Genomic DNA, 12,932 nt, shown 5'->3' with positions numbered 1-12,932 from the left:
TCACGGGCGATCCGGTCTATCTCCGGCATCCTGGCAGATGTCGCGGCTTTGAAACAGCTCCCTGATCTGCGCGCGCAGCCAGATACAGCCGGGATCCTGCATCGTGTTGATGTGCCAGACCAATTGCACCTTCTGGCGCCCCCGTGGCAAGGTCATGTCCAGCATCGTGGCCTGTCCCGCCTCGACCATCCGCCGCCCCAGATAGCCCGGCACGATGGCAAAGGCGTTCAGCGTCGAGAGCAGCTCCGGCAGGGCGCCGAAGTTGCGGATCCGCATGCAGACGTTCTCTGCCAGGCCGCGTTCGGCCAGTACCTGTTCAACATCATCCGCGTAGGTCAGGCTCGGCACCGCCATCACGATCCGCTCCCGGCATAGATCCAGGTTGGCGGCGCGCTGATGGGACAGGCCGGGAGGGCCGACCACGCGGTAATCCTCGTCAAACAGATGCATCTGCCGCAGCTGTGCGTTTTGCATTTCCAGCAGGCCGATCGCCATTTCCGACTCTCGCGTTGCAAGGGTTCGATAGAGGTCGAGAAATGGCGAGGAGGCGTTTTCCAGCCGGATACCGGGGGCGCGCGCGAACACATGCCGGGCCAGGGGCGCCAGAAAGACCTGTTCGCCGAGGCCGGACAGGGACAGCCGAAAGGTCCGCTTGCTGTTGGAGGCATCAAAGGTTGTCGCATCGTTCAACACCGAGGCAATGCCGGAGAGATGCTCGCGAATGTCGGGCACGATCCGTTCGGTGAATGGCGTTGGCTCCATCCCGCGCGCGCCGCGGATGAACAGCGGATCGCCAAGCATCTGCCGCAGACGCGCCAGCGCGTTGGAGGTGGCAGGCTGGCTCAGCCCCAGATTGGCGCCAGCGACCGAGACGGAGTGCGAGTCATAGATCTGAAGCAGGAGGTCGAGCAGGTTAAGGTCGATGCGGCGGGGGTTTATCATTATTCTGAATAGTCCCTATCCAAACTATCATTTGGACTTTAAGCGCAGTCGCTTCCATCGTCCATCATGCTTTTCGGAGGAGTCGCCCGGTTCGGGCAAGGAAAGCACATTTGGGGAGAAATTCATGCACCGTCGTAACTTCATGGGCGCGCTGTTGGTTGCCGCCTCCAGTCTTGCGCTGTCTTCCGCCGCGAAGGCACAGGACTACACTTTTCGCCTGCATCACTTTCTTGGCCAGCAGGCCCCGGCGCAGACACAGATGCTGGAGCCCTGGGCGAAGGCCGTCGAAGAGAATTCCGGCGGTCGCGTCAAGATCGAGATCTTTCCCTCCATGACCCTGGGCGGGCGGCCGCCGGAGCTGATCCAGCAGGTTCGCGATGGTATTGTTGATCTGGTCTGGACCGTGAACGGCTATACGCCCGGGCTGTTCCCGCGCACCGAGGTGATGGAACTGCCGACCGTTTACAAGAACGACCCAAGGGCGGCGAACCTCGCGCTTTATGATATGTTCGAGGAGGACCTGGCCGAGGACTACAAGGGCGTCGAGGTGATGTTCCTGCATGTGCACGCCGGTCAGGCGCTGCATACCGGCGATCTGGATGTGACCAGCCTTGACGATCTGAAAGGGGCCAAGCTGCGGATACCGACCCGCACGGGTGCCTGGGTGATCGAGTCGCTTGGCGCCACCCCGGTGGCAATGCCGGTCCCCGAACTGCCCCCGGCGCTGCAAAAAGGTGTCGTCGATGGCGCGTTGATCCCCTGGGAGATCATCCCGCCGCTGAAGATCCAGGACCAGACCAAATACCAGGTCGAACTCTACGATGAGGAGCGTTTTGGCAATACGACCTTCCAGGTGTCGATGAACCAGGCCCGCTGGGACGGGCTGCCGGAGGATATCCAGCAGGCGTTCCGCGATGCGTCTGATCGGGATTGGTGGGGTCAGGTGGGCGACATCTGGCGGGCTTCTGATGATTTCGGCATCAAGGTCGCCACCGACGCGGGCAACACGCATCGCATTCTGGATCAAGAGCAAACCCAGCCCTTCCTGGATGCCATGTTGCCGGTGGTGGACCGGTGGATCGAAGAGGTCTCCGGCAAGGGCATCGACGGCGCCGCGCTGGTCGAGAAGGCCCGCGCATTGGTCGCCCAGAACACGGCGGGCTGACCTTGGCCGAGGTAATGGAACAGGATGACCGCCCCGACACCTCCGGGGCGGTTGCGAAGGCGGTTCTTGCTTGGGCGCTGCTGGGTGGTCTGCTGTTGCTCGCGGTGGTGATGATGAATGTCGCCTCGGTCCTGGGCACGCTGGTCGGCTGGCCGGTGCCGGGGGATTTTGAGTTGACCGAAATGGGTGTAGCGATCGCGGCCTTTGCCTTTTTGCCCTATTGCCAGTTGTCGCGCTCTAACGTGACGGCAGATATTTTTACCCAAGGGGCGGGGCCGCGTCTGCGCGCCTTTCTTGGCGCTCTGGGGTCGCTGATCGCGCTGCTGTTTGCGCTGCTGATGCTCTGGCGCATGTTTGACGGCCTGCTTGACCAGAAGAATTATGGCTACGAGACGTCGATCCTGCAAATTCCGGTCTGGCTGGCCTATCTGCCGGTTCTTGCGTCGCTTGCGCTCCTGGCCGTCGCCGCCCTCGCCACGTTGACACAGGACATTCGGCGGCTGTCGAACGGAGGGCCACATGACTGATCCGCTGACGCTGGGTATTGCGGCGCTTGTCATCCTTGTTGCGTTGATCGCCATCCGCATTCCGATCGCCTATGCGATGATCCTGGTGGGGGGCGTGGGCATCGCGCTGGTGAATGGCATCGCGCCGGTCTTCAACCAGCTCAAGACGCTCGCCTATGGGCAGTTCTCCGTTTACGATCTTTCGGTGGTGCCGATGTTTGTGCTGATGGGGGCGCTCGCGTCCAAGGCCGGGCTCAGCCAGGCGTTGTTTCGGGGGGCGAATGCCTGGCTTGGCTGGATGCGCGGCGGCACCGCCATGGCGGCGATTGCGGGCTGCGCGGGGTTTGGCGCGGTCTGTGGATCCTCGCTGGCGACCGCCTCGACCATGGGCCGCGTGGCGCTGCCCGAACTTGAAAAATACCGCTACTCTGGTGCGCTGGCCACTGGCACCCTGGCTGCGGGCGGGGTGCTGGGCATCCTGATCCCGCCCTCGGTTGTGCTGATCATCTATGCGATCATCGTCGAGGCCAATATCGTCACCATGTTTGCCGCTGCGCTGCTGCCCGGGCTGATGGCGGTGGTTCTCTTCATCCTCACGATCGCGCTTTATGTCTGGATCAAACCCGAGGCCGGCCCCGCCCATGGCGGCGTTGGCGCGGCAGAGTTTCGTTCTGCAACCATCGGCATGATCCCGGTGCTTGGCATCTTTGGTATCGTGCTGGGGGGTATATATGGCGGGTTTTACAATCCGACACCGGCTGCCGCAATCGGCGTGGCGCTGGTCTGGCTTTACGGTGCGATCACACGCGCAATCCGCCTGCCCGACATGATTGGCGCCCTGCGCGAGACCGCCTCGACCACCGGCATGATCTACCTGATCCTGCTGGGCGCGGAACTGATGAAGATCTTCATGTCCCGCATCGGCCTGCCGCAGGCCACGGCAGACTGGATCATCCAATCCGGCATGGCGCCGATGATGGTGATGCTCCTGCTGCTGGTGGCGCTGATCCTGCTGGGATGTCTGATGGACAGCCTGTCGATGATCCTGCTGGTCATCCCGTTCTTCTGGCCCGTGCTGGTGGAGCTGAACGGCGGGCTCTACATGGGGGCAGAGGGGGCCGGATTTGGCATGAGCACCGAGGATCTGAAGATCTGGTTCGGCATCCTGGCGTTGATCGTGGTGGAGCTGGGCCTGATCACGCCACCGGTGGGCATGAATGTCTTTGTCATTTCGGCGCTGGCCAAGAACACGCCGATGTCGGCGACCTTCAAGGGGGTTTTGCCCTTCTTTGGCGCTGAAATTCTGCGGGTGCTGGTGTTGCTGGCCTTTCCGGGTCTGGTGCTTTGGTTGCCGCAGGTCTTTGGTGGATAGGTCTGGTTGAAAAGGAGAACACCATGAAAATCGCAATACTTGGCGCCGGTGCCCTTGGATCGGTGATCGGGGCAGAGCTGCACACAGCGGGCCATGATGTGGTGCTGCTCGATCTGAACGAGGCCCATCTGAGCGCGATCCGCGCAGAGGGGCTGCGGGTGGATTGGGACGACCGCACCGACTACCTGAAGATCCCCGCGATGCGGCCCGACCAGGCGCCGCAGGTTGATCTGGTGATCCTCTTGACCAAGACGATGCATACCGACGCCGCCTTGCAGGGGATCGCGCCGCTGATCGACGCAGGCGCCTGTGTGATGACCTTGCAGAACGGGCTTGGCAATGTCGAACGGCTGCGGGCGCGGGTGCCGGATGGCCAGGTTCTGTTCGGCTGCACCATGACGCCGGGCGATCTGCGCGGGCCCGGCCATGTGGCCAGCCACGGCATGGCCTACACGCCCTTTGACGCGCTGGATGCAAACGGTGCTGCCGCAGAGCTGGCGGCGGAGCTTGACGGCGTGCAGCTCACCTGGACCGAAGCCGCCGCCGCGCAGGTCTGGAAAAAGGCGGCCTTCAACTGTGCCAGGACCGCCACCGCCGTTCTGGGCGCAGGCACCGTCGGGGCGATCGCCGAATATGTCGGCGCAGGGCTGGCGCGCGACATCGCCGCCGAAGTGCTGGCGGTCGGCGCCGCCGAAGGTGTCACCGGTGATATCGCGGCGGTGGAACAGCAAATCGACTTTGCACTGCGCGAACATACGGGCCATAAACCCTCGATGCTTCAGGATGTCGAAGCAGGCCGTCGGACCGAAATCGAGGCGCTGAACGGATATGTCGAACGGATCGGCGAGACGCGCGGTATCGCGGTGCCGATGAACCGCCTGCTCGCCGCCCTGGTGCGGATGCGTGAGGCGCAAGGTTGAGGATAGGGTGCGTTCGCAAGGCGAAAGACCCAAAGAGCAAGGTCATTCAAGGAGGAAATCAAGATGACAGTGGCATTCGTTGTGAACAATTCGGACGCAGAGGCCTCTGACAAGAGCACCTTTGACCGGATTGATCCGGTGACCGGCAAGGTCGCAAGCACCGCGGCCGCCGCCAAGGCCGCCGATGCGGCAGTGGTGGCGCAGGCGGCAGGCGCAGCCTTCCCGGCCTGGGCGGCCACCGGCCCCGGTGAGCGGCGCGCCCTGCTCAACAAGGCGGCGGATATCATGGACTCCAAGTCCGACGCCTTTATTGCGACGATGATCGCCGAAACCGGTGCGACAGGCCCCTGGGCGGGCTTCAACGTGATGCTGGCGGCGGGCGTGATCCGCGAGGCGGCGGCGATGACCACCCAGATCGGCGGCGAGGTCATCCCCTCCAACAAACCCGGCACCCTGGCCATGGGGGTCGCGACACCCAAGGGGGTCTGCCTTGGTATCGCGCCCTGGAACGCGCCGGTGATCCTCGGCACCCGCGCCCTGGCGATGCCGCTGGCCTGCGGCAATACGGTGATCCTGAAAGGGTCTGAGGCCTGCCCCAAGACCCATCGCATGATTGTTGACTGCTTTGTCGAGGCTGGTCTGCCCGAGGGTGTGGTCAATTATATCTCGAACGCGCCCGCTGATGCCGCCGAAGTCGTCAAGGCGCTGATCGAGGCACCGGAGGTCAAGCACGTGAACTTCACCGGCTCCTCTGCCGTTGGGCGCATCATTGGCCGCCTGGCCGGCGAGAACCTCAAGCCGTCGCTCTTGGAACTGGGCGGCAAGGCGCCGCTGGTGGTGCTGTCGGATGCGGATATCGACGGTGCGGTCAATGCCGCGATCTTTGGCGCCTTCATGAACCAGGGTCAGATCTGCATGTCCACCGAGCGCATCATCGTCGATGAAGACATCGCCGATACCTTTGCGCAGAAACTGGCCGAGCGGGCATCGAAACTGCCCTATGGTGATCCGCGTGGGCAGGTCGTGCTGGGCGCACTGGTGAGCCCCGAGGCCGGCGAAAAAATGGATGCGCTGATCAAGGATGCGACCGCAAAAGGCGCGAAATGCATCGCTGGTGGTGCGCGCGACGGGGCGATCCACTCCGCGACCCTGCTGGATGGCGTAACCCCGGACATGCGCATCTATGGCGAGGAGAGCTTTGGCCCGGTCAAATCCATCATCCGCGTCAAGGGCGATGCCGAAGCGATCCGCGTTGCCAATGACACCGAATACGGCCTCTCCGCCGCGGTCTTCAGCCAGGATATCCAGCGGGCGCTCTCCGCGGCCAAGCAGATCAAGAGCGGCATTTGCCACATCAATGGTCCGACCGTCGCTGACGAGCCGCAAATGCCCTTTGGTGGGGTGAATGATTCCGGCTATGGCCGCTTTGGCGGCAAGGCGGCGATCGCTGAATTCACCGACCTGCGCTGGATCACCATCGAGGCCCCGACCCAGCACTCCCCCTTCTAAGCCTTTAATTTCGCTTCGAACCCCCGGAACAGCGCGCAAGCCCGGCGCGCTGCCCCTCCGATAAGACGACCAACCCGCCGCGAGGCAGCCAGCCGGTGCGTGCGACGGGGCCGTCAGAACCCATATGCGCTGGCGGTGACCGCGGCCTCCAGGCCGCCATCGGTTGCGATGTTTGTGCCGTTGATCCAGCGCGCGGCATCCGAGCATAGGAACAGGATCGCCGGGGCGATATCCTCGGCCGTGCCAGCGCGGCCTACGGCCTCGACGTCGGCATTGACGCGGGCGTCCCCCAGAACCTCGCGGAACTGTTGCAGGATCGGCGTTTCCACCGGACCGGGAGAAACCGCGTTGACCCGGATGCCCCGGTTTTTGAAATGAGCCTGATGGGCGGCCAGCATTGTCCAGACCAGCAGAATTTCCTTGGACACCGGATACCCGGCATCGTTTGGAATATCATGGTCGGCAACGATCTGTGCCGCGTCGGGGAAGCCGGTGGTGCGGGCAATCGCAGCGGCGCGGGCGGCGTTTTGGCGCCAGCCAAAGCCGGCAATCGAGGCGACATTGACCACGGAACCGCCTTCACGGATTTTCGGGGCGAGCGTCTCGGTCAGGGCGCGCAGGCCAAAGAAGTTGACCGCCAGCGTCTCCGCCGCGCCACTCTGGCCCGAAAGGCCCGCCACATTGCACAGACCGTCGAACCGCTCTGGAAGGGCATCGGCGATGGCGGCGACCCCTTTCGGGGTCGAGAGGTCACCGATCAGGACCTGACCAATGCTCTGTTCGGGCGGGCTGCGATCAATGCCGATCACGGTCGCGCCCATCTGCCCGGCCATTTCGGCTGTGCGCCGCCCGATGCCGCTGGCGACGCCGGTGACCACGATGGTTTTTCCAAAAAGCATAATGTTACCTCCCTTGCTCTGATTGGGTGTCAAACTGGACGCGATAGCCCAGCGGCATGAGGCTGATATGGGTGCGTGTTTCGACCCAACCCCAGAGCCCTTTGGGCAGGAACAGCGAGAACAGCATCGCCACAGCGCCCAGCCCGACCAAATACCAGACGCCGGTGTCCGCAAACCAGGTCTCGGCGGCAAAGAAGATCAGCGCGCCGAGGATGGCACCTTCGAACCGGCCAAGCCCGCCAACCAGCACCATGAAGATCATATAGGCGGTCCATTGCACGCTGAAATAGGTCTTGGGCTGGAAGGCCGAGACCTGCGCCAGCCAGAGAGCGCCCGCGACAGCGGTGCCAAAACCTGCCAGCACAAAGAACAGCCGCTTGGTGCGCATCGGGTTGACGCCAACGGAATCCGCCGCTTCCTCATTGTCGCGGATCGCCTGCATTGCCAGCCCCGAGGGCGTGCGCAGCACCGCAAACAGCAGCGCCAGCAGCCCCACCATGCCGATGAGCGCCGCCCAGAAGATCAACACCCGCCGCGCGTCAATGGCATAGGCATTGAGCGAGATCAGCGAGGTGCCGGTCTCGCCCTGGATCAGCGGGTCGAGATTGACGCAGAGATGCGCGATCGAGGCCAGCACCCACATGCCGATGGCAAACTCGCCCGCACGCAGATGCAGCATGAAGAGCGACAGCAGCCAGCTCAGCCCGGCCACGATCCCGGCGCCCAGAGCCATGGCGGCGAAGGGGTTGATCCCCGCATCCGCCAGCCGGATCGTCATATAGGCACCAAGCCCGAAGAACAGCTGATTGCCGATCGAGACCAGCCCGCCATAGCCCGCCAGCGCGTTCCACATCGCGGCGAGGATCACATAGATGAACAGCACGGTCAGCCGCTCGATCACGCCCCCGGATGCAAAGCCCGGAACCAGGGCCAGCAGCAGGAGCACCACGGCGGCCAGGGCAAAAGTCAGTTTGGACTGCCAGGTCCAGCGATGGATGGTCATTGCGCCGCTCCTTTTCCGGTGGATCGCAGGATTTGCATCAGATTGAGCGATCTGCCCTTCAGCGAGAGCCGAACGAAGAGCACGATCAAAAAGACCAGATGCCCGCCCAAGAGGAAGCCCTGCGGATGGATCTGCGCGCCAAAGGATTGCGCCACCGCCAGCACGATGGCCCCAATAAGCACCCCCCAAAGCGAACGCGCGCCGCCGATGATCGTTGCCTCAAAGGCAAACAGCAGCTGTGGCGCGCCAGCATAGGCGTCAAAGGTGCCGCGCAGGCCAAGCGCAACCCCGGAGACCGCCACCGTCATGGTCGCCAGCGCTGCGGCGATCCCCGCCGCGCGCCGCGCATCGACCCCGATCAACCCGGCGGTGACGGGGTCCGCGGCGGTGGCGCGGATCTGCCGCCCCAGCGCCGTGCGCTTCAGCATCAGGTCCAGCCCGCCCAGGATCACCAGCGCCGCCACAAGGATGTAGACCGGCAGCTTGCCGACATAGATATTGCCCGGCAACTCAAAGGCTTCCCAGCTGAGATCACCGATATAGGGCGACAGCGAACGGGTATTGGCGCCAAACTGTTGAAACATCAGGTTGTCCAGCACGATGGCCAGGCCAAAGGTGGTCAGCACCGGCAAGAGCTCTCCGCCCCGGACCGCGCGTTCCAGCATCAGGCGCTGCAACAGCCAGCCCGCGATGCCCATCACCGGCAGGATTAGCAGCACCCCAAGGAAGGGCGACAGCCCCGCGCTGTCGGCGAGCAGCCAGACCAGATAGGCGCTGACCACCGCAAGCGCGCCATGGGCCAGGTTGATCACCCGCATGACCTGAAACATGAAGGCCAGCCCGCAGGCAATCAACGCGTAATAGCCTCCCAGAAGCACGGCCTGAATAAGGATATTGATCATGCGACAGCTCCCGTCTCCGCGCTTCCGAAATAGGCCTGGGTGATCGCCTCGCGGCTGGTCTCTGCCATCGGGCTGTCCAGCATCACCCGGCCTTCCAGCATGCAGATCACCCGATCCGCCACCGTCATCGCGCGGGTCAGATCCTGCTCGACCAGAATGATCGTAGTGCCGGTGTGCATCAGCGCCTCAAGCGAGGCATAGACCTGATCGACCACCAGCGGCGACAGGCCGAGGCTGACCTCGTCCAGGATCAGCACATCGGGGTTGGACATCAGCGCCCGGCCGATCGCCGTGGCCTGTTGTTCGCCGCCCGACATGGTGCCGGTCGGCGCGTGGCGGCGTTTGACAAGATTGGGGAAGGTCTCGAACACCCGCTCAACCGTCCAGTCACCTGGCCGCCCGACGGTGGCGCCAAGCCGCAGGTTTTCCTCGACGCTCATGTCCAGAAACAGCTTGCGCCCTTCGGGCACCAATGCCAGCCCTGCCGCCACGCGCGCATGGCTGCTGGTCTGCGTCATATCGGTGCCGTTCAGCTGAATGCTGCCGCTGAACACCGGGTTGGCCCCGGCCAGCGCGCGCAGCAATGTGGTCTTGCCCGCACCATTGGCGCCGACCAGGGCAAGGATCTCGCCCTTTTCCAGCGCAAAGCTGACGCCGCGCACGGCGCGGAACTGGCCATAGCGCACATCAAGATCGCTGATCTTCAGAATGCTCATGCCGGAGCCCCCCCAAGATAGGCTTTGACCACTTCGGGATGGCGCATCACCGCGTCCGGCGTGCCCTCGGCGATAATGCGGCCTGCGTCCATGCAGACCAGCCGCTCGGCGATCTGCACCAGGATATGCACGATATGCTCGATCCAGACGATGCCGATGCCACGCTCGCGCAGCTTGCGGATGGTCTCCACCAGCTCGCTGGCCTCGGCGTCGGTCAGCCCGCCGCCGATCTCATCCAGCAGCAGAAGGCGCGGCCGCGTTGCCAGCGCCCGCGCCAGTTCCAGCCGCTTGCGATCCAGCAGGCCGACGCTTTCCGCCGGACGGTTCGCCACCGCCATCATGCCGCAGATCTGTAGCGCGTCCAGCGCCAGGTCATAGGCTTCCGACTGGCGGCTGGCGCCCGCATGGGTCGCGGCCACCAGCACGTTCTCAAAGACGGTGATGCCGGAAAAGGGCTTGGGGATCTGATGCGTGCGCACCAGACCCTGTTTTGCCCGCTCCCGCGCCGGCAGAGCGCCGACCTCCGCACCATTCAGCTGGACCGAGCCGCGCGTTGGCAGCGTCGCCCCCGACAGCACGCCGAGCAGGGTGGACTTTCCCGCCCCGTTCGGCCCGACGATGCCCACGGCCTCGTTTGAATGCACCGAGAAATCAATGCCATTCAACACCGCAAGCGATCCAAAGGATTTGTGGATCCCCGTCGCATGAAGCTGGGTCTGCTCTGCCATCACCGCGCCCCCGATCATTCGTTATACGGGGTCAGCTCGGCGGTGATCGGCACGTTCGGGTCGGTCGCGTTGTTGACCAGCACATAGTCCAGATCGAACGGGCCGTCCTTCGCCTTGACCCATTGCGAGCCGAGGATAGGGCCTGAGGCCACATTCGGCACCGGGCCGGAGGTGAAATCGACCTGGCCGCCGATGGTCTCCACGTTCAGCGTGGCGATGGCGTCGCGCAGGGCTTCCTTGGAATGCGGATCGCTCGCGGCCCTCAGTGCCTCGATACCGGCATCCAGCAGTGACAGGGTGGCGCCCAGCTGCTGGGTCCATTGCTCGCCGCTCGTGGCTTCCCAACCCGCCGCCAGCTCGTGGCCGGTCTGGCCGGTCACCGGCGAGGTGTAGGGGAAATCGCGGTGCCAATAGGCGGCCGAGGCCATGCCTTCCGCCAGCGATCCCATCGCCTCCATCTCGGAGGGAAAAAGCCCGGTCTTGGCGGTCTGCATGATCTTGACCTGGCGGGTCAGACCCTGCTGCGCTGCCTGACGCCAGAAAGCGGCGAAATCCGGCGGGATCGGGAAGGAATTGATGATCTCGACGCCCTCGGCCTTGAACAGCGCGATCTGGGTCGAATAATCAGTGGTGCCGGTCTCATAGGCGCCGGGGTCAATGATGGTATAGCCCGCCGCTTCCAGCTGCGGGGCCAGCACCGCGCGCACCGCGTTGCCGTCGGCGTCGTTGGGATACATCACCCCGACCTTCTTGTTGGTTTCGATCTGCGACCAGGTCGAGCTGTAGGTCTTGAAGATCTCGCCGACGCCGAAACCAAAATGATAGGTCCATTTGAACGGGCTCGGCTCGCCCGGCTTGGCGCCACGGCCAAAATACCAGGCCTCCCAGGGCATCACGGTGGACAGGCAGGGCACGCCGGCGGCCTCGCAGGCGTCCGAGACCGGGTTGATCACCTCGGGCGTGGACACCGCCAGCATCAGGTCGATCCCCTCGTTGATCAGCTCCTTGGCCAGCTGCGCCGCCCGCGCCGGGTCCGACTGGGTGTCCCGGTCCAGGATTTCGACGGCGTAGGTCTTGCCCGCCACCTCGATCCCGCCGCTCAGCGCCGCACGCACCTGTTCCAGCACATAGCCATCGGTTTTGCCAAAACCCGCCAAGGGCCCGGTGCGCGGGCTGACAAAGCCGATGCGGATCGCTCCGGCGTCGTCGGCAAGCGCCCCGCGCGCCGACAGCAGCAAGGTCGAGGAGGCAAGAATGCCTGAAAACTGACGTCTGTTCATTTTGATCTCGGTCATCGTTTTTCCCTGTTGTATTGCCCGTTTTCGGGCTTTGATGATTGTGGCGGAATGCGCGCATCGGCAGGCCAGCGGCGCGGCGCGAGCAGCGGCTGGGGACACCTCTTTGGTCGCGGCGAGCTCCGCGTGTGTTTCCGGCGGCAGCGGTGCCGCCGGATGAGCGGTTTTTGGGCTGGTTCGGCGGGCCGGGGCGGTTACGCCTCTTCCGCATCCTCATAGGGAATGGCGGCAAAGCCCGCGGTGCCGTTGTGTTCTTCCATCACGCTGCGCTTTTCGCGATTGATCACCAGCTTCAGCACATCAGGCCGCGCATAGTGGCCAGCGGGATCTGCGGCCCCCTTTGCGATGGACAGCATTGCGGGGTCGAGATCGGCATAAAGGATGCCTTCCTCGTCCTCGGGCAGCGGGTCGCAAAGGGGGCGGCCATCGGGGCCGAAAATCTGGGCAAAGCCGCCACCGGGCCTGGAGGTCTGCGGGTTCAGCAGATGCGCCTTTTCCGGGTTGTCGCCGGCAATCCGGTCGAACATCTCCTGGCTGACGATGGCGCAGGGCGCGAGGACATAGCACGACCCTTCCACCGCATAGATCTGCGAGGCGGCATTGTTGACCTCGGGGCCAAGCGCATAGGCCAGATCGCGGTAGACGCAAAAGCTGGGCCAGGCGGCGACGTGGATTTCTTCGTGCTGGGCATACATCGACATCTTGACCAATGGCTGGACATGTTCCCAGCAGTTCAGCGCGCCGAGGCGGCCGACCGGGCTGTCAATCACCTGAAGATCCGAACCGTCGCCCTCGCCATAGATGCTGCGTTCCACATGGGTCGGCTTGAGCTTGCGGCGGTTCAGCAGGATGGTGCCGTCCTCGCCGATGATGACCTGGCTCATGTAGCGGCTGCCGCCGGCGCGTTCGGAATAGCCCATGACCATGGTGATCGCATTGTCATGGCAGATTTTTTGCAGGCGCTTCATCTGCGGC

Annotated in this window: 13 protein-coding genes; 5 read left to right on the top strand and 8 right to left on the bottom strand. The window is 63.9% G+C overall.

Annotated elements, in window-relative coordinates; genetic code table 11:
* Positions 1 to 942, bottom strand: a complete 942-nt coding sequence (locus HCZ87_RS02575) for a LysR family transcriptional regulator (protein WP_167642208.1) — start codon at positions 940 to 942, stop codon at positions 1 to 3.
* 124 nt (positions 943 to 1,066) lie between these two features.
* Here HCZ87_RS02575 and HCZ87_RS02570 point away from each other — a divergent pair, with 124 nt between their 5' ends.
* The 5 genes from HCZ87_RS02570 (at position 1,067) to HCZ87_RS02550 (ending at position 6,414) form a co-directional block, all read left to right on the top strand.
* The gene (locus HCZ87_RS02570; RefSeq protein WP_217701929.1) at positions 1,067 to 2,107 is read left to right on the top strand and encodes a TRAP transporter substrate-binding protein; all 1,041 of its coding nucleotides are present in this window, start codon (positions 1,067 to 1,069) and stop codon (positions 2,105 to 2,107) included.
* A 14-nt stretch (positions 2,108 to 2,121) separates the two neighbouring features.
* Positions 2,122 to 2,634, top strand: a complete 513-nt coding sequence (locus tag HCZ87_RS02565) for a TRAP transporter small permease (protein ID WP_167642207.1) — start codon at positions 2,122 to 2,124, stop codon at positions 2,632 to 2,634.
* Positions 2,627 to 3,985 carry a TRAP transporter large permease gene (locus HCZ87_RS02560; RefSeq protein WP_167642206.1) on the top strand — a complete coding sequence of 453 codons (1,359 nt, stop codon included), beginning with the start codon at positions 2,627 to 2,629 and terminating at the stop codon, positions 3,983 to 3,985. The genes HCZ87_RS02565 and HCZ87_RS02560 overlap by 8 nt, the downstream gene beginning before the upstream one ends.
* Before the next feature lie 23 nt (positions 3,986 to 4,008).
* Positions 4,009 to 4,905 carry a ketopantoate reductase family protein gene (locus tag HCZ87_RS02555; RefSeq protein ID WP_167642205.1) on the top strand — a complete coding sequence of 299 codons (897 nt, stop codon included), beginning with the start codon at positions 4,009 to 4,011 and terminating at the stop codon, positions 4,903 to 4,905.
* Positions 4,906 to 4,968: 63 nt separating this feature from the next.
* Positions 4,969 to 6,414: an aldehyde dehydrogenase gene (locus HCZ87_RS02550; RefSeq protein WP_167642204.1), complete on the top strand. Its 1,446-nt coding sequence runs from the start codon at positions 4,969 to 4,971 to the stop codon at positions 6,412 to 6,414.
* Between the two features lie 113 nt (positions 6,415 to 6,527).
* Here the strand turns inward: HCZ87_RS02550 and HCZ87_RS02545 are convergent, their stop codons facing one another.
* From HCZ87_RS02545 to HCZ87_RS02515, 7 genes are all read right to left on the bottom strand, one after another.
* Positions 6,528 to 7,313, bottom strand: coding sequence for a coniferyl-alcohol dehydrogenase (locus HCZ87_RS02545; RefSeq protein WP_167642203.1), 786 nt, complete (start codon positions 7,311 to 7,313; stop codon positions 6,528 to 6,530).
* 4 nt (positions 7,314 to 7,317) lie between these two features.
* Positions 7,318 to 8,316, bottom strand: coding sequence for a branched-chain amino acid ABC transporter permease (locus HCZ87_RS02540; RefSeq protein ID WP_167642202.1), 999 nt, complete (start codon positions 8,314 to 8,316; stop codon positions 7,318 to 7,320).
* Positions 8,313 to 9,218, bottom strand: a complete 906-nt coding sequence (locus HCZ87_RS02535) for a branched-chain amino acid ABC transporter permease (protein ID WP_167642201.1) — start codon at positions 9,216 to 9,218, stop codon at positions 8,313 to 8,315. The genes HCZ87_RS02540 and HCZ87_RS02535 overlap by 4 nt, the downstream gene beginning before the upstream one ends.
* Complete coding sequence (locus tag HCZ87_RS02530; RefSeq protein ID WP_167642200.1) at positions 9,215 to 9,934, bottom strand: ABC transporter ATP-binding protein; 720 nt, start codon at positions 9,932 to 9,934, stop codon at positions 9,215 to 9,217. The genes HCZ87_RS02535 and HCZ87_RS02530 overlap by 4 nt, the downstream gene beginning before the upstream one ends.
* Positions 9,931 to 10,662, bottom strand: coding sequence for an ABC transporter ATP-binding protein (locus HCZ87_RS02525; protein WP_217701928.1), 732 nt, complete (start codon positions 10,660 to 10,662; stop codon positions 9,931 to 9,933). Before HCZ87_RS02525 ends, HCZ87_RS02530 begins: the two co-directional genes overlap by 4 nt.
* 14 nt (positions 10,663 to 10,676) lie before the next feature.
* Entirely contained in the window at positions 10,677 to 11,957 is a 1,281-nt protein-coding gene (locus HCZ87_RS02520; RefSeq protein WP_217701927.1) for an ABC transporter substrate-binding protein, read from the bottom strand.
* A gap of 194 nt (positions 11,958 to 12,151) precedes the next feature.
* On the bottom strand, positions 12,152 to 12,932 hold a 781-nt coding region (locus tag HCZ87_RS02515; RefSeq protein WP_167642198.1), incomplete at its 5' end, for a carbon-nitrogen hydrolase family protein.

This window comes from Phaeobacter sp. HF9A (assembly GCF_011806385.1).
In the GTDB taxonomy this organism is placed as follows: Bacteria; Pseudomonadota; Alphaproteobacteria; order Rhodobacterales; family Rhodobacteraceae; genus Epibacterium.
This window is presented reverse-complemented; position numbering and strand designations above follow the sequence as displayed.